General features: G+C 71.2%; 14 protein-coding genes. 5 read left to right on the forward strand and 9 right to left on the reverse strand.

Annotated elements, in window-relative coordinates:
• Positions 1-33: 33 nt before the first annotated feature.
• Entirely contained in the window at positions 34-777 is a 744-nt protein-coding gene (locus tag ACBJ59_RS55105) for an SDR family NAD(P)-dependent oxidoreductase (RefSeq protein WP_375117982.1), read from the reverse strand.
• Positions 778-847: 70 nt separating this feature from the next.
• On the reverse strand, positions 848-1,270 hold the full coding sequence (locus ACBJ59_RS55110; RefSeq protein ID WP_375117983.1) for a MarR family winged helix-turn-helix transcriptional regulator: 423 nt from the start codon (positions 1,268-1,270) through the stop codon (positions 848-850).
• A 142-nt stretch (positions 1,271-1,412) separates the two neighbouring features.
• Here ACBJ59_RS55110 and ACBJ59_RS55115 point away from each other — a divergent pair, with 142 nt between their 5' ends.
• Positions 1,413-2,540 (forward strand): hypothetical protein, encoded by a 1,128-nt coding sequence (locus tag ACBJ59_RS55115; protein WP_375117984.1) that lies wholly within the window; start codon positions 1,413-1,415, stop codon positions 2,538-2,540.
• Here ACBJ59_RS55115 and ACBJ59_RS55120 read toward each other — a convergent pair.
• On the reverse strand, positions 2,537-2,974 hold the full coding sequence (locus ACBJ59_RS55120) for a sterol carrier family protein (protein ID WP_375117985.1): 438 nt from the start codon (positions 2,972-2,974) through the stop codon (positions 2,537-2,539). The genes ACBJ59_RS55115 and ACBJ59_RS55120 overlap by 4 nt on opposite strands.
• Positions 2,975-3,088: 114 nt before the next feature.
• Here ACBJ59_RS55120 and ACBJ59_RS55125 point away from each other — a divergent pair, with 114 nt between their 5' ends.
• Both ACBJ59_RS55125 and ACBJ59_RS55130 read left to right on the forward strand, forming a co-directional pair.
• A complete protein-coding gene (locus ACBJ59_RS55125) occupies positions 3,089-5,170 on the forward strand; it encodes a PhoX family phosphatase (RefSeq protein WP_375117986.1) in 2,082 nt (693 codons plus the stop codon).
• Between the two features lie 34 nt (positions 5,171-5,204).
• Positions 5,205-7,085 carry an ABC transporter ATP-binding protein gene (locus tag ACBJ59_RS55130; protein ID WP_375117987.1) on the forward strand — a complete coding sequence of 627 codons (1,881 nt, stop codon included), beginning with the start codon at positions 5,205-5,207 and terminating at the stop codon, positions 7,083-7,085.
• Here ACBJ59_RS55130 and ACBJ59_RS55135 read toward each other — a convergent pair.
• Positions 7,046-7,372 carry a hypothetical protein gene (locus ACBJ59_RS55135; protein ID WP_375117988.1) on the reverse strand — a complete coding sequence of 109 codons (327 nt, stop codon included), beginning with the start codon at positions 7,370-7,372 and terminating at the stop codon, positions 7,046-7,048. The genes ACBJ59_RS55130 and ACBJ59_RS55135 overlap by 40 nt on opposite strands.
• Positions 7,373-7,407: 35 nt before the next feature.
• Here ACBJ59_RS55135 and ACBJ59_RS55140 point away from each other — a divergent pair, with 35 nt between their 5' ends.
• Positions 7,408-8,154 carry a methylenetetrahydrofolate reductase gene (locus ACBJ59_RS55140; protein WP_375117989.1) on the forward strand — a complete coding sequence of 249 codons (747 nt, stop codon included), beginning with the start codon at positions 7,408-7,410 and terminating at the stop codon, positions 8,152-8,154.
• On the opposite strand, the gene ACBJ59_RS55145 is transcribed toward ACBJ59_RS55140, so the two are convergent.
• From ACBJ59_RS55145 to ACBJ59_RS55155, 3 genes are read right to left on the reverse strand one after another with little or no spacing between them, the layout of a single operon-like run.
• Complete coding sequence (locus ACBJ59_RS55145) at positions 8,115-9,584, reverse strand: MFS transporter (protein ID WP_375117990.1); 1,470 nt, start codon at positions 9,582-9,584, stop codon at positions 8,115-8,117. The two genes, ACBJ59_RS55140 and ACBJ59_RS55145, sit on opposite strands and share 40 nt — an antisense overlap.
• A 54-nt stretch (positions 9,585-9,638) precedes the next feature.
• Positions 9,639-10,301 carry a Crp/Fnr family transcriptional regulator gene (locus ACBJ59_RS55150; RefSeq protein WP_364124462.1) on the reverse strand — a complete coding sequence of 221 codons (663 nt, stop codon included), beginning with the start codon at positions 10,299-10,301 and terminating at the stop codon, positions 9,639-9,641.
• A 33-nt stretch (positions 10,302-10,334) separates the two neighbouring features.
• Positions 10,335-12,302, reverse strand: a complete 1,968-nt coding sequence (locus tag ACBJ59_RS55155; RefSeq protein ID WP_375117991.1) for an adenylate/guanylate cyclase domain-containing protein — start codon at positions 12,300-12,302, stop codon at positions 10,335-10,337.
• Between the two features lie 255 nt (positions 12,303-12,557).
• On the opposite strand from ACBJ59_RS55155, the gene ACBJ59_RS55160 reads away from it, so the two are divergent.
• Complete coding sequence (locus ACBJ59_RS55160) at positions 12,558-13,370, forward strand: hypothetical protein (RefSeq protein ID WP_375117992.1); 813 nt, start codon at positions 12,558-12,560, stop codon at positions 13,368-13,370.
• Between the two features lie 58 nt (positions 13,371-13,428).
• Here ACBJ59_RS55160 and purL read toward each other — a convergent pair whose 3' ends face one another.
• Both purL and purQ read right to left on the reverse strand, forming a co-directional pair.
• On the reverse strand, positions 13,429-15,678 hold the full coding sequence (purL, locus tag ACBJ59_RS55165; protein ID WP_375117993.1) for a phosphoribosylformylglycinamidine synthase subunit PurL: 2,250 nt from the start codon (positions 15,676-15,678) through the stop codon (positions 13,429-13,431).
• On the reverse strand, positions 15,675-16,358 hold the full coding sequence (gene purQ, locus ACBJ59_RS55170; RefSeq protein WP_375117994.1) for a phosphoribosylformylglycinamidine synthase subunit PurQ: 684 nt from the start codon (positions 16,356-16,358) through the stop codon (positions 15,675-15,677). The genes purL and purQ overlap by 4 nt, the downstream gene beginning before the upstream one ends.
• Between the last annotated feature and the right edge of the window lie 44 nt (positions 16,359-16,402).

Raw genomic sequence — 16,402 nt, forward strand, 5'->3', positions numbered from 1 at the left:
ACGGCTTCTGTGCTCGCACACCCGGGGGCGATATCAGAGGGCATGGGCTGACCTGCCCGCATTCGATCCGTCGCGGAGCACTTCGCCCGTCAGGTTGCGGTTGGCCTCGGAGCCGAGGAAGAGGATGAGCGCGGCCATGTCGTCGGCCGTCGAGAGCCGGCGGCTGGGCGTGCGGGCGGCGAGCCGGTCGAGGAGCTCCTGCGGGAACGGGCGTACGCCGGTGATCGTGAGGCCGGCGACGGCCACGTTGACCAGGATGCCGTCCTTGCCGGCCTCCCAGGCCAGGGCGCGGGCCATGCCGTGCAGGGCCATCTTCGCGGTGCCGTACGCGCCCGGCCCCGGCACCCCCTCCTCGCCGATGCCGGACGACACGAACACGATCCGGCCCCAGCCCCTGCGCCGCATCTCGGGCAGCACGGCCTGGACCAGCAGCGCGTTGCCGACCACGTTGGCGTGCATCATGGCCGACCACTCGGCGGCCGGGACGCCCTCGAAGGGGACGCTGCCCGGCAGGACGTTCCCCCAGCGCACGGCGTTGGCGACGAGCGCGTCCACGGGGCCCGTCTCGGCGACGGCGGGGGCGATGGTGGCGTGGTCCTCCAGGTCCAGGTGTACGGCCGCGCCCCGGCCGCCCTCCGCCTCGATCCGCTTGACGACCTCGGCCGCCCGGTCGGCCCCCGTGTTGTAGGTGATCGTGACCCGCGCGCCGGTCCTGGCGTACGCGAGCGCGGTGGCGGCGCCGATGCCGGACGATCCACCGGTTATCAATACGTGCATCTCAAGTCTCCTATTAGCCGACTAATTAGCCAGCTAATAGGAGTCGGCCCCGGACGGCAAGGGCGTTTCGCTAGGAGTGAAAGCGACTGTGAGGCATGGCACGGATGAGACGGGTGAGCAGGTCGCGCTCCTCGGCGGTGAAGCCCCGCAGCAGGTCCTGGTCGAGCCGGTTCCAGATCTCCTCCACCGGCCGGCGCAGCGCCTTGCCCGCGTCGGTGAGGTGCACCCGGCCCACCCGGGGCCGCTCGCGGTCGGGGGCGCGGTAGACGAGGCCCGCGCGCTCCAGCCGCTGGAGGGTCTTCGTGACGGTCGGGGGCTCGACGCCGAGCCTGGCGATCAGCTCGCCCTGCGTCAGGCCGTCCTCCCGCCACAGCTGGTTGAGCAGCAACTCCTGGCCCACGTGCAGGCCGAGCGGGACCAGCGCCGCGGCGAGCTGGTTGCGGTGCGTCTTCATGACCTTGATCAGCGCGTACGTCAGGGTCTCGTCCAGCATGCACTCATCTTGCCCTCCGCCTGCCGCTTTGGCGCATGGTGACCCAAGGATGAGCACCCTCTTACCGTGTCGCGCGGTTTAGCGGATGGCTTCCGCGAAAGGGTGAAGTATCCGGCATGCTGACCCGTCGGGAGACGCAGACGTGACCACACCTGGGGACCCGAACGAGCCCCGTCCGGGGCAGGACCCGCGCGAAGGCCGCCCCGAGGAGGGCGAACCCCGTCCCGCACCCCCGCAGCACCAGCCCGAGTGGTGGAGCGAAGGGACGCTGGAGGAGGACGAGCGTCCGCCCGAGCGGTCCGAGCGGCCCGGCGACGGGGAGCCCGGTGAGGGGCCCGGCGAACGGCCCGGTGAGCGGCCCAGCGAGCGGCCCAGCGAGCGGCCCAGCGAGCGGCCCAGCGAGCGGCCCAGCGAGCGGCCCGGTGAGCGGCCCGGTGAGCGGCCCAGCGAGCGGCCCGGTGAGCGGCCCGGTGAGCGGCCCAGCGAGCGGCCGGGTGGCAGGGAGCCGGGTGAGGAGGAGCCGATCGCGCCCGTGCCGCCCGTGGTGCCGCGGCCCGACGTGCCGCCGACGCACGAGCCCAGGCCGACCGGTGAGCCCACCCATCCCGACCTGCCGACCTCGCCGGAGACCCCGAGGCCGAGCGACGCCGAGACGACCCAGGCGTACCCGATCCCCGGCGCCACCCCGTCCTACCCCGGCTGGGGAGGCGCCCCGCGGGAGGACGAGGAGCAGCCGCCCCGGCAGACGCCCTCCCGCTACGAGCAGGGCGACCAGGGGGAGCAGCCGCGCCCCACGCCGCCGTACCAGGGCACGCCGGGCGCCTACGCACCGCGACCGGACCAGGAGCCGACCGTGCCGGGCACCACGCCCTCCAGCCCGTACGGCGGCCCGCCCGGCTACCCGCCGCCACCTCCTCCGGGAGCCCCCTACGGGATCCCGACCCCGCAGTACCGGCCGCAGCAGCTCGGCAGCGGCCTGGCCACCGCCTCGCTCGTCCTCGGCGTGGCCAGCCCCTTCCTCGTGTTCGTCTGCTTCACCGGCCTGATCACCGCCATCCTGTCGATCGTCTTCGGCTGCGTGGCCCTGGCCAAGCACGTCGGCAAGGGCCGCGCCATCGCCGGAATCGTGATCAGCGTCCTGTCGCTGATCCTCTTCGCGATCGTGGCCGTGTGGTTCTGGAACGTGGTCCAGGAATGCGCCTACCTGCCCGGCGAGCTCGCCGACCGGTGCTTCGAGGAGAGGTTTCCCTGGATGAGCGGCACCCGCTAGAGCGGCAGGTGGGCTGACAGGTCGGCCCGGGAGCCGCTGGCGGAGATCGCGCCCTTGGCGTGGGCCTCGTCCCACGTCAGGCGGCCGAGCGCGAGCTCGATCCAGGTGCGCCCGTCCATCTCGACGACGTTGGGCGGGGTGCCGCGCGTGTGACGGGGCCCGGCGATCGCCTGTACGGCGGCGTACGGCGGCACGCGCACCTCGACCGTCCTTCCGGGCGCGGCGCTCGCCAGCCGCTCCAGCAGATGGCGCACGGCCTGCCTGGCCGCGTCGCGCTCCGGCTGCAGCCCCCGGTCGTAGGCGGCCAGCACGGCGGCCACGAGCGCGCCGGGCAGGGCGGACGCGGGGCCGTCGTAGGGAGGCTCGTCGAGGGCGACGAGTTGGGCGTCGAGCGCTGATCTCAGCTTTTCCGGGTCCATCTTGCGTGGCGGCACCCCACCATTGTCTCCCGGGCAGCGTTCATCGCGACGGAGGTCGTCGTTCACCTCGGGTTTCGACGACGACCGTAGCCTCCCCGCCGTACAACCGCGCACATTTATGGAGGACCTGTGGCGAACCCCAACGCGGGAGGACGGCTGCTACCGCTGCTCTCCACCCCGCACAAAGGTGGCCGTTCCGCGCTGACCTGTCAGTTCCGCTGCGGCAACGCGTGCGCGCATGACGTGGCCAACACCACCGGCAACGCCTACTTCGGCGATGTGGTGAAGGAGGCGTTGTCGCGGCGTGGCGTGCTGCGCGCCGGCGCGCTCGGCGCTCTTGTGGCGGGTGTGGGCGTGGCGGGGGCCGCGCCGGCCCTGGCCGACGAGCCCGAGACCGCCGCCGCGAAGGGTGGATGGCACGGTGGCGGCAGCGGAGACCTCCGTTTCACTCCCGTGCCGCCGAACACGGAAGACGCGTTGCGCGTCCCGGAGGGCTACAAGTCCTCCGTGGTCGTGCGCTGGGGTGACCCGGTGCTGCCCGGCGCGCCGAAGTTCGACTTCGAGAACCAGACCGCGGACGCGCAGAGCAAGCAGTTCGGCTACAACTGCGACTACGTGACGTTGTTCCCGATGGGCCGGGACCGGGCGCTGCTGTGGGTCAACCACGAGTACAGCGACGAGAGCCTGATGTTCCGCGGCTACACCAGTGGCGCGACGGCCACCGAGGAGCAGCTCAAGATCGGACTGGCCGCGCACGGCGGCTCGGTCGTGGAGATCGAGCGCTCCGGCGGCAGCGGTGAGTGGAAGCTCGTCACCAAGGGCCGCCGCCGCTACAACCGGCGCATCACCGCCCAGACCAGGATGACCTTCAGCGGGCCCGCCGCCGGCAGCGACCTGCTCAAGACGGCCGCCGACCCCAAGGGCCGCACGCCCCTCGGCATGCTGAACAACTGCGCGGGCGGCACCACCCCGTGGGGTACGGTGCTGACCGCCGAGGAGAACTTCAACCAGTACTTCGTCAACGGCGACAAGGTGCCTGAGGCGCAGAAGCCGTACATCACCCGCTACGCGATCACGATCGGCACCCCGTCGGACAACCGCCGGTTCGACCGGATCGAGGAGCGTTTCGACCTGGCCAAGCACCCGAACGAGGTCAACAGGTTCGGGTGGATCGTGGAGATCGACCCGTTCGACCCCGACTCGACGCCGATCAAGCGCACCGCGCTCGGCCGCTTCGCCCACGAGGCCGCCACCACGACGCTGGCCCGCGACGGCCGCCTGGTCGTCTACATGGGTGACGACTCGCGCTTCGAGTACATCTACAAGTTCGTCTCGAAGGACCGCTACATCCCCGGATTCGACCGGCACAACAGGACGCTGCTGGACGAGGGCACGCTGTACGTGGCCAAGTTCACCGGTGACAGCCCGGCCACCGAGATCGACGGCTCCGGCAAGCTGCCCTCCGACGGCGAGTTCGACGGCTCCGGCAAGTGGCTCCCGCTGGTCTCGGGCAACAAGTCGTTCGTGGACGGCATGACCGCCGCCGAGGTGCTCGTCTACACCCGTACGGCCGCCGACAAGGTGGACGGCGGCGCGACGAAGATGGACCGCCCTGAGGACGTCGAGCGCAACCCGGTCACCGGCGGCGTCTACGTGGCCCTGACCAACAACAGCAACCGCACCGCGGCCCAGGTGGACGAGGCCAACCCGCGCCCGTCTAACAAGCACGGCCACGTCCTGGAGATCGTGGAGCGGCACAACGACGCGGGCGAGAAGACGTTCGCCTGGTCGCTCCCGCTGGTCTGCGGCGACCCGAGCGACCCGGCCACGTACTTCGCCGGCTACGACAAGACCAAGGTCTCCCGGATCTCCTGCCCGGACAACGTCACGTTCGACAAGGACGGGAACCTGTGGATCTCCACGGACGGCAACGCGTTCCTCACCAACGACGGCCTGTTCGTGATGCCGGTCAAGGGTAAGGAGCGCGGCCACCTGCGCCAGTTCCTCACCGTGCCGGTCGGCGCCGAGACCTGCGGCCCGCTCGTCACCGAGGACCAGCGCAGCGTCTTCGTGGCGGTGCAGCACCCGGGCGAGACCGACGACGCCACCCCCGAGAGCCCCAGCAGCCGGTGGCCCGACGGCGAGGGCAGCCAGCCGCGCCCGTCGGTGGCCGTGGTCTGGCACGGTGCCGGCAAGAAGATCGGCGCTTGACCTCAACTTAACTTGAGGGCATAGCGTCCGTGCCATGAGCATGGAAGTGACCGCCTGGCACCAGCTTTACTCGATGAACAACCAGCCGCAGCGTCGCTCTGTATCCAGGGCGACGCTGCGGCGCATCGGCGGGTTCGCGCGCCCGCACCGCCGCAGGCTGACGCTGTTCCTGGTGCTCAGCGTGGTGATGGCGACCCTGGCGGTGGGGGCGCCGCTGCTCGCCGGCCGGGTGGTGGACGCCATCTTCACCGGCGAGCCGCTCCAGGTGGTCGTCGTGGTGGCGCTGCTGATCGCCGGCCTGGCGATCGCGGAGGCGGGGCTCGGGCTGCTGAACCGGTGGTTGTCGGCGGGGCTGGGGGAGAGCCTGATCCTCGACCTGCGTACGGCCGTCTTCGACCACGTGCAGCGGATGCCGATCGCCTTCTTCACCAGAACCCGCACGGGAGCGCTGGTCAGCCGCCTGAACAACGACGTGATCGGGGCGCAGCGGGCCTTCACCGACACGCTGTCGGGCGTGGCGGGCAACGTCGTGACGCTCATGCTGACGCTCGTCGCGATGATCGGCATCTCCTGGCAGATCACGCTGCTGGCGCTGCTGCTCCTGCCGGTGTTCGTGCTGCCGGCCCGGCGCATGGGCGTCCGGATCGCCCGGCTGCGGCGCGAGGCGGCCGATCACAACGCGGCCATGGGCACGCAGATGACCGAGCGCTTCTCGGCGCCGGGCGCGACGCTGGTGAAGCTGTTCGGCCGGCCGGCGCACGAGTCGGCGGAGTTCGCCGGCCGGGCGCGGCGGGTGCGCGACATCGGGGTGCGCTCGGCCATGACCCAGTCGGCCTTCGTGACCGCGCTGACGCTGGTGTCGGCGCTGGCCCTGGCCCTGGTGTACGGCCTGGGCGGCTTCTACGCCCTGCGCGGCCAGCTCGCCCCCGGCGCGCTGGTGTCGATGGCCATGCTGCTCACCCGCCTGTACGCGCCCCTGACCGCCCTGGCCAGCGCCCGCGTGGACGTGATGAGCGCGGTCGTCAGCTTCGAGCGCGTCTTCGAGGTGCTCGACCTCAAGCCGCTCATCCAGGACAAGCCCGACGCCCGGGAGGTGCCCGAGGGGCCCGTCTCGGTGGAGTTCGACGACGTGCGCTTCGCCTACCCCTCGGCCGACAAGGTCTCGCTGGCCTCGCTGGAGGAGGTCGCCACGCTGGACTCGCGCGGCGGGGTCGAGGTGCTGCACGGCGTCTCGTTCCGGGCCGAGCCGGGGCAGATGGTGGCGCTGGTCGGCTCGTCGGGGGCGGGCAAGTCCACGATCGCCCAGCTCCTTCCCCGGCTGTACGACGTCGACTCCGGCGCCGTACGGCTCGGCGGGGTGGACGTACGCGACCTGAGCGCCGACTCCATCCGCGCCACGCTCGGCATGGTCACCCAGGACGGCCACCTCTTCCACGAGACGATCCGGGCCAACCTGCTGCTGGCCAGGCCGGAGGCGAGCGAGGAGGAGGTCTGGGACGCGCTCACCCGGGCCCGGCTGGCCACGCTCATCGAGTCGTTGCCCGACGGCCTCGACACGGTCGTGGGCGAGCGCGGCTACCGGCTGTCGGGCGGGGAGCGCCAGCGGCTGACCATCGCCCGCCTGCTGCTGGCCAGGCCGCGGGTGGTGATCCTGGACGAGGCCACCGCGGCCCTCGACTCCACCTCCGAGGCGGCCGTGCAGGCGGCGCTGGGCGAGGCGCTCGAAGGCAGGACCGCCGTGGTGATCGCGCACCGGCTCTCCACGATCCGGGCCGCCGACGTGATCCTCGTGATCGAGGACGGCCGCGTGGTCGAGCGCGGCACCCACGCCGAGCTGCTCGCCGCCGGCGGCCGCTACGAGGAGCTGTACCGGACTCAGTTCGAGGACCCCACGGTGACCGGGGCGGCCGCCTGAGGTTCGGGGGGCGTCTCCCGGTCGCGCAGCGAGTAGAGCGCGACCGGGATCCCCGCCAGGACGATGACCGCGGCGACGACCAGCGTGAACCGGTAGGCGTCGAGGAAGGCCGGCAGCGGCGGCAGGTCCCCGGCGCCCTGCCTGGAGGTCAGCAGGGCTCCCAGCACCGTGATGCCGAGCAGGCCGAACACCTCCCGCGAGACGTTGAGCATGCCCGAGGCCACGCCCGACCTGTCCTTGGGCATGCCGCCGAGGACGGCGGCCGTCAGGGGGACGTTCGGCGGCATAGAGGCGCTCGCGGCCAGGCGATAGGGTCGTGATCATGTCCTTCGAGCTGATCTGCGAGATCGAACCCCCGACCAAGCCCGATCTGAAGCACGTCAGGCACCAGATCGGCACCATGAGCAAGATCGCCAGCGCGTTCCTCATCCCCGACAACCACATCGGCCGCGCGACCGTGTCCAGCGTGGCCGTGGCCCACGAGGTCGAGGCGATGGGCGGGCGCGGCATCGCCTGTCTCAACTCGCGCGACCGCAACCTGCTCGGCTTCCGGCGCGACCTGCTGACGGCGGCCGCCTACGGGGTCGACCAGTTCCTGTTCGTCTACGGCGACAAGCCGACGAGCGGCAACCGGACGAGTGACCTGACGGTGCGGTCGATGATCGAGGAGGCGCGGGAGTTCACGCCGGGCGTCCGGCTGGGGGCGGCCGCCGCGCTACGCCCGCTGCCGGCCTGGAAGCGTACCGCCGACTTCCTGTTCTCCCAGGTCAGCTTCTCGGTGGAGGCCCAGGTCGCGTGGCGCGAGGCGCACCCGGTCGACGTCCCCGTCTACGCCGGCGTCATGGTCCTGGCCAGCGAGCGCCACGCCCGCACCCTGGCCGCCGCCATCCCCGACATCGCCCTGCCGGAGGAGCTGATCGAGAAGGTGGCCGCGGACCGGATGGCGGGGGTGGAGGCGGCCTGCGAGCAGGTCCTCGCCCTGCGCGACACCGGCGCCTTCGCCGGCGTCCACCTCGTCCCGGTCTCCCGCTACCGGGACGTGGAGTCCCGGCTCGCCACCGCCTTCTGAGGGCGCGCCAGCGCCGCCAGGACGGCTCCGGCCAGGGCGACCGCGAACAACACCGCGTACGCCCGCTGGAAGCCGTCCATGAGTTGCCCCACCGCCACGGGCGACAACGTGGACAGCGTCCCCGCGTAGACCTGCTCCCGCAACGCGGGTCCCACCGAGCCGGTGAGGACGCTCAGCGACAGGCCGACGCTGATCACGATGCCGACGTTCATCACCATGACGCGGAACCCGTTGACCACCCCCAGGCTCCCGCTCGGCAGCGCCCGCATGACCTGCGTGGTGTTCCCCGTGAGGAACGTCCCGCTGCCGCAGCCCGCCACGAACAGCCCGATCCCGATCACCCAGTACGGCGTCGCCGGATCGGCCGTCAGCATCAGCGTGCCCAGCCCGGCCGCGCTCAGCAGCGCGCCCCCGATGGACAGCGCGTACGGCGACACCTTCCGCCCCAGCATGCCCACGACGGGCGAGGCCAGCCCGATCCCGACCGGCACGGGCAGCACGCTCAGCCCCGCCTCGAACGCGTCCACCCCCCTGGCCGCCTGGAAGTAGAGCGCCACGACCAGGATCAGCGCCGACCTGGCCAGCGCGTTGCAGAACGAGGCCAGGTTCGCGTAGGTCAGCAGCCGCCCGCCGAACAGCCGCAGGTCCAGCACCGGATTCGGGGAGCGCCGCGCGGTCAGGAAGATCACCGGCAGCAGCACGGCGAACACGCCGGCCCCGGCCAGCACCACCGGGCTGGACAACCCGCCGGTGCCCGCCTCCGACAGCGCCAGCAGCAGCGCCGACAGCGCCGCGAACACCAGCACGTTGCCCAGCGCGTCCACGGGCACCTTCGGCTGCCTGGGCATCTTGCGTAAGATCGCCGCTCCGACGCCGAGCGCCACCAGCCCGGCCGGCACGTTCACCCAGAAGATCCACTGCCAGCCGGCCGTCTCCGCGATCAGCCCGCCCAGCGTGGGCCCGGCCAGCTGGGCCACCGACAGCGTGCCGATGTAGACGCCCATGCCCTGGCTGAGCCGGTCGGGCGGGAAGGCGTCGGTGATGATCACGGTGCCGTTCGCGAGGATCATGGCGGCGCCGATCGCCTGGAGGACCCGCATCGCGATCAGGAACCACACGTCGGGCGACAGCCCGGCCAGCAGCGAGGCCAGCGTGAACAGGGCGAAGCCCGTCAGGTAGACCTCCCGCCTACCCAGCAGGTCGGCCACCCGGCCGAAGAACACCAGGCTGGCGGTGTTGACCAGCAGGAACGACAGCAGGATCCAGCCCGACTCAAGCGCGTCGGCGTGGAAGTGCCGCACCACCGTGGGCAAGGCCACGTTGAGCGTGCTGCCGGCGATGCCGATGAGGACCAGGCCCAGGCTGGTGACCGCGCACACCCGCCAGGCGTAGCGCATGCGGGTGTCGTCCTGGGGGGTGACCGCGACCATGCCCTCCACTATGACGTACGACGTACGTCCGTTTTGTCACCAGGGTCACCTGCGTCACCTGGCGCGCTTGCGCAACCCCTCCAGGTCGTGGATCACCACGCGCCGCCTGCCGGTCTCGATCAGGCCCCGGTCGCGCAGCGTGCGCAGCGCCTTGCTGACGGCCTCGCGGGAGGCGCCCGTCCAGCCGGCCAGCTCGTCCTGGGACAGGGGGAGCGCCACGCGCACGCCGCTGTTGGTCTTCTCGCCGTAGCGTTCGGCCAGCTCCAGCAGCCGCGTCGCCACCCGGCCGGTGGTGTCGAACGCGCCGTACTCGATGCGCTTGCGGTCCGCGTCGCGCAGCTTCCCGCTGATGAGCTGCATGAGCAGGACGGCGATGCGCCCGTGGGCCTCCAGGAAGGCGGGGAAGTCGCGCACCACGATGCCGGAGATCGGCTCCAGCGCGGTCACCGTGGTCGAGCGCGGGGATCCGTCGATGGCCGACAGCTCGCCCAGGAGCGCGCCGGGGCCGCGCACGGCCAGCACCACCTCGGTGCCGCTGCTCGTGTGCGACGAGCACTTGACCCGGCCTTCCAGCAGCACCAGCACCCAGTCGGAGGTGTCGCCCTCGGTCATGATGGTCGTGCCCCGATCCCAGCGCCGCTGCCGACCGGCGGCGCGCAGGGTCTCGACCTCCTGGTCCGTGAGAAGGGTCAGGAACTCACCGGGCTCTGAATCCATGCGCCCGATTATGTCGGTACCTGCACCACCCTTCTATCTCAATTCGGTCAGAACGTAGGCCGCCACGAGCTCTTCTTTGCCCTTGAGGTTGAGCTGGCCCAACGGGTTCACCGACACGCCATCGCCCAGTTGCCGGTAGGTCGTCTCGCCGATCACGACCGTGCCGGGCTCGGCGACGGCCTGGAGCCGGGCGGCCACGTTCACGCAGTCGCCCATCGCGTTGAACCCGCGCAGCTCCGGGCTGCCGATGTTGCCGACCAGCGCGGGGCCGGTGTTGACGCCCACCCGGAACGTCGGCCACTCGACGTCGTCCGTCCGCTTCCAGGCCATCTCCTCGGCCACCTCGGAGGCCGCCCGCTGCATCTCCAGCGCCGCCCGGCAGGCCGCCCGGGCGTGCCCGGTCTGCGTCGCCGGGGCGTTGAACAGGGCGAGCAGCGCGTCGCCGACGAACTGCACGATCGTGCCGCCGTTGTTCAGGATGCAGGGAACGGCGGCCGTGTGGTAGCGGTTGAGCATCTCGACGATCTCGCCGGGCGTGACCTTCTCCGAGAACGTGGTGAAGCCCTTGAGGTCGGCGAAGAGCGCGGTCAGCTCCTTCAGCTCGCCGCCCAGCGCCGCCTGCCCCGGATCGGCGAGCAGCGCGTGCGCCACGTCGGGCGACATGTACTGGTGGAAGAGCGTGTGCAGCTCCTGGTAGAGGCGGGCGTTCTCCAGCGAGATGGACAGCTGCCCGGCCAGCGTCGCGGCCAGCGCCTCGTCCTGGTTCGTCCGCCCGATGGGCACCTCCAGCACGCCCGCCAGGTTGCCCTTGACGGTCAGGGGGAAGGCCAGGAGCTGGTCGCGCTTGATCGGGTTGCCGTCGGCGAACTGGTAGTCGCGCGAGCCGATCTGCGTCCGGCCGTCGGCGACCAGGGCGATCTTGACATCGCCGTACGCCTGCCGCACCCGCTCCAGCGACGTCGTCAGGAGCTGGTCCTCGGGCAGGCCGATCCTGGTCTGCGCGCTCACCGCCACCAGGGCGGACAGGCGCTCCGACAGCTCCCGCTCGTTGGCCAGCGCCTCGCCGGCCCGGTCGAGCACGGCGGCCTGGCTCTCGTTGAGCCGGAACTTGCCCGACAGCCGGGTCGCGGCCAGCGGCTCGCCCCGGCGTACGTGCTCGACCAGCTCCTCCAGGGCCTCGTCGTAGTCACGCCGGATGCGGGCCACGGTCGCCGACAGCGTCACCGAGTCGAACAGGCCCGCGCTCGACCCCTCCCGCCGGAACTGCAGGTAGGCGCTGTAGGCCACGAACACGAAGGCCAGGGTGAGCAGGATGTGCCATTCCCACCAGGACAGATGCCAGTTGAGCTGCGACATCCCGGCGATCATCGACTCGGCCAGCAGCGCGTACGCGGTGATCAGGCTGATCAGCATGGCCGACGGGCGCCGCCGGTGCAGCAGGAACATCATCACGCTCGCCGCCGCGTACAGCAGCAGGCCGGGCACCGACGCCCACACCAGCCAGTCGATCGGCGAGACCATCGGCGGCTCGCTGAGGGGGGTCAGGCCGGGGATCAGCGACGCCAGGCCCCACAGGATCATGAACCCGAGGAGCACGGCCCGGATGAAGTGCTGCGAGCCCAGCACGGCCTTGGCCGCCTTGGCGTCCAGCGGCAGCGCCGAGGCGAACGCGAACGCCGACGCGATCGTCAGCCCCACCTGCTGTCCCAGGTCGAACCCCACGGAACCGGTGGGCAGGATGATCTTCGGTGTGGCCAGGCCGTGCAGGAAGAAGAACCCGGCGCTGCTCAGGAAGACCATGGAGACCAGGAACAGCCGAGCGTCCTGCCGGCGCCGCGACGCCTCGCTGATGAGGACGCCGAGCACGACGTTGACCCCGGCGACCAGGATGATCATCCAGAAGTGGCCGGCGTTGTGCTGCCAGAAGACGTTGACGTCCGGCTGCGACAGCAGCAGCCAGAGTCCGAGCAGGGGCAGGACCAGATGGATGGCCCAGACCACACCACGCACCGGCTGAGTGGCCGGTGGGAGGTAGGGAGGGCGACCGGGCGTTGACACAGACCCGATTATCCACGCGGTACCGATGTCCTCGATGCGTCCTTTTACTCACCGAAGTTGCCGACAATCGGTCAATCTGGTCAGTAACCCTCCGTTTCGTGATGGATACGTTATGTAGTTTCTGCCATCCCTTGGAACGTTTGAAACGTGAATCTCATGCACAACATGAGCATCACTCGTTCCTCTGGAAGGAAAGCCGTGGCTATCAAGGTTCGCGGCGGGCGCACGATCACGCTCGCCACTGTCGGAGCGCTGGCCGCCTCGCTCCTCGCCGTCGGTGGCGTCGCCACCGCCTCGTCCGCCGCCGCCGAGGTGCACGCCTGCGTGCACAAGAAGTCGCGGTACGCCCGGATCGTCAACCCCACGACGAAGTGCCGGAAGACGGAGGAGCGCATCCTGATCGGCGGCGGCTCGTCCACGACCACCGTCCAGACCGGCCAGCAGGGCGACCGCGGCCCCGCCGGCCCGCAGGGCCCCAAGGGCGACATGGGGCCGGTCGGCCCGCAGGGCAAGCAGGGCCTCCAGGGCCCGCAGGGCCCCAAGGGCGACACGGGCCCGGCCGGCCCGCAGGGCAAGCCGGGCGAGCAGGGTGAGCCCGGCAAGACCGGCGCGACCGGCCCGGCGGGTCCCCAGGGCCCCCAGGGTCCGAAGGGCGACAAGGGCGAGAAGGGTGAGAAGGGCGAGCCCGGCAACGGCGGCTCCTACATCACCTACACCAAGGTCGAGTCGATCAACTCGCTCGGCTCGGAGACCGCCTACTGCGGGCCCGGCGGGATGGTGACGGGCGGCGGCTTCTCCTTCGGCACGCTCAAGAACGCCGTCGTGATGGCCAGCAAGCCCACCAACGGTGGCTGGACGGTCTCGGTGTCCAAGGACGACAACGGCCACAACTCCTACGCCAGCACCACCACCACCGAGACGCCCGCGCCCGAAGCCAAGAACTACGGCGGCGGGAACAACGGCACCAGCGTCAACGGCACCGTCTACGTCGTCTGCATGAAGAAGGCGTAACGCACCGGAACGAAAGGGCCGGCACGGATGACCCGTACCGGCCCTCTTGTGGAAGAACTCAGCCGAACAGCGCGGGAAGCGCCGCCGAGTGCGTTTCCCGCAGCTCCTCGACGGAGACCTCGAACACGCCCTCGACCACCAGCGACGCCCCGCCGGTCATCCCGAGGCCGTAACAGGGCACCTCGTGGCGCCCGCACAGCGAGGCGAACTCGTCGTACGCCTCCGGCCGGACCACGACGAGCGCCCGCGAGGCCGACTCGCTGAACAGGTCGGTGAACGCGTCACCGCTCAGCTCCACCCTGGCCCCGACGCCGCTCGCCAGGCAGGACTCGGCGAGCGCGATGGCCAGGCCGCCGTCGGACAGGTCGTGCGACCCTTCGAGCAGCCCCCGGCGCGCCGCCTCCACCAGCACGGTGCCCAGCGCCTGCTCGGCCTCCAGGACCGCCTGGGGCGGCAGCCCGCCCAGGTGGCGGTGCGCGACGTGCGCCCACTCGGACCCGCCGAACTCCTCGCGGGTGTCCCCGAGCAGCACGACCCGCAGCCCTTCGGCGACGAACCCGGACGGCACCCGCTTGGCCACGTCCTCGATGACCCCGAGCACGCCCACGACCGGCGTCGGGTGGATGGCCGTCGAGCCGGTCTGGTTGTAGAACGAGACGTTCCCGCCGGTCACCGGCACGCCCAGCGCCCGGCAGGCGTCGGCCAGGCCGCGCACGGCCTCGGCGAACTGCCACATGACCTCCGGGTCCTCGGGGGAGCCGAAGTTGAGGCAGTTGGTGACGGCCAGGGGCTTGGCGCCGGTCACGGCCACGTTCCGGTACGCCTCGGCGAGCGCGAGCTGCGCCCCCGCGTACGGGTCGAGCTTGGCGTAGCGGCCGTTGCCGTCGGTGGACAGCGCGATGCCGCGCGTCGTCGGCTCGGCGCCCGCCATGACCTCGGAGATCCGCACCATGCCCGCGTCGGCCGGCTGGGCCAGCACGGTGTTGGAGCGGACGTAGCGGTCGTACTGGGAGGTCACCCACTCCTTGGAGGCCAGGTTGGGCGAGGCGAGCAGCTTGAGCAGCGTCTCCCGCAGGTCGGTCGGCCGCTCCAGCCGGTCGGGCGTGTCGGCGTTGAGCGCGGCCTGTCCGGCGGGCTCGTGGAAGGGGCGCTCGTAGACGGGGCCCTCGTCGGCGGCGGTGCCCGGCGGGATGTCCACGATGGTCTCGCCGTCCCAGGTCATGACCAGGCGGCCGGTGTCGGTGACCTCGCCGATGACGGTGGCGGGCACGTCCCACTTCTCGCAGATCGCCATGAACGCGGGGATGTCGTCGGGCCGGACCACGGCCATCATCCGCTCCTGCGACTCGCTCATGAGGATCTCCTCGGGCCTGAGCGAGGGGTCGCGGAGCGGGACCAGGTTGAGGTCGACCTTCATGCCGCCGGTGCCCTTGGCGGCGAGCTCGGTGGTGGCGCAGGAGACGCCGGCCGCGCCGAGGTCCTGGATGCCCACGACCACGTCGGCCGCGTACAGCTCCAGGCAGCACTCGATGAGCAGCTTCTCCATGAACGGGTCGCCCACCTGCACGGCGGGGCGCTTGGCCTGCGACTCGTCCTCGAACGTGGCGCTGGCCAGCACCGAGGCGCCGCCGATGCCGTCGGGGCCGGTGGACGCGCCGAACAGCACGACCTTGTTGCCCGGGCCGGGCGCGGTGGCCAGCTTGATCTGGTCCTTGCGCAGCAGGCCCACGCACAGGGCGTTGACCAGGGGGTTGCCGATGTAGCAGGGGTCGAAGGCGACCTCGCCGCCGATGTTGGGCAGGCCCAGGCAGTTGCCGTAGCTGCTGATGCCCTCGACCACGCCGGGCAGCACCCGGCGCGTGTCCACGGCGTCGGCGGCGCCGAAGCGCAGCGCGTCCATGACGGCGATCGGGCGGGCGCCCATCGACATGATGTCGCGGACGATCCCGCCGACACCGGTGGCCGCGCCCTGGTGCGGCTCGACGTAGGACGGGTGGTTGTGCGACTCGATCTTGAACGTGGCCGCCCAGCCGTCGCCGATGTCGACCACGCCGGCGTTCTCGCCCATGCCCACGAGCAGCGCCTCGGACTTGGGCGCCTTGGTGGCGAACTGCTTCAGGTGCACCTTGGAGGACTTGTACGAGCAGTGCTCGGACCACATGACGCTGTAGATGGCCAGCTCGGAGCCGGTCGGACGGCGGCCCAGGATCTCCTTGACCCGGTCGTACTCGTCCTGCTTCATCCCCAGCTCGGCGAAGGGCATCGGCTCGTCGGGAGTCTCCGCCGCCCGCTTCACACTGTCTGTCATGCGTTCACCAGGTTCTTCAGGATGGAGGTGAAGAAGCCGAGCCCGTCGGTGCTCGGGGCGCCGACCAGCTCCTCGACGGCGTGCTCCGGGTGCGGCATGAGGCCGACCACGTTGCCCGCCTCGTTGCGGATGCCGGCGATGTCGTTGAGCGAGCCGTTCGGGTTGCCGCCGGCATAGCGGACGACCACGTGACCGCCCGCTTCGAGCGCGGCCAAGGTGTCCTCGGAGGCCACGTAGCGGCCCTCGCCGTGCTTGATCGGCAGCACGATCTCCTGGCCCTGCTCGAACGAGTTGGTCCACGCGGTCGCGGTCTGCTCGATCCTGACCCGCTGGTCACGGCAGACGTAGTGCAGCGAGGCGTTGCGGGTCAGCGCGCCGGGCAGCAGGTGCGCCTCGCACAGGATCTGGAACCCGTTGCAGGTGCCGATCACCGGCAGCCCCGCCCTGGCGGCGGGCACGAGCTCGTCCATGAGCGGCGCGAAGCGCGAGATGGCGCCGCAGCGCAGGTAGTCGCCGTAGGAGAAGCCGCCGGGCAGGAACACGGCGTCGACCCCCTTGAGGTCGTGGTCGGCGTGCCACAACGGGACCGCCTGCGCGCCCACGAGGCGTACGGCTCTGACTGCGTCCTGGTCGTCGAGAGTTCCTGGAAACGTGACTACGCCCACACGGGCAGCGCTCATGACAGTCGTCCCCTCCGGAGGAATGCGCGCGCCACCGTCCGATC

The sequence above is a fragment of the Nonomuraea sp. MTCD27 genome, assembly GCF_041950495.1.
In the GTDB taxonomy this organism is placed as follows: Bacteria; Actinomycetota; Actinomycetes; order Streptosporangiales; family Streptosporangiaceae; genus Nonomuraea.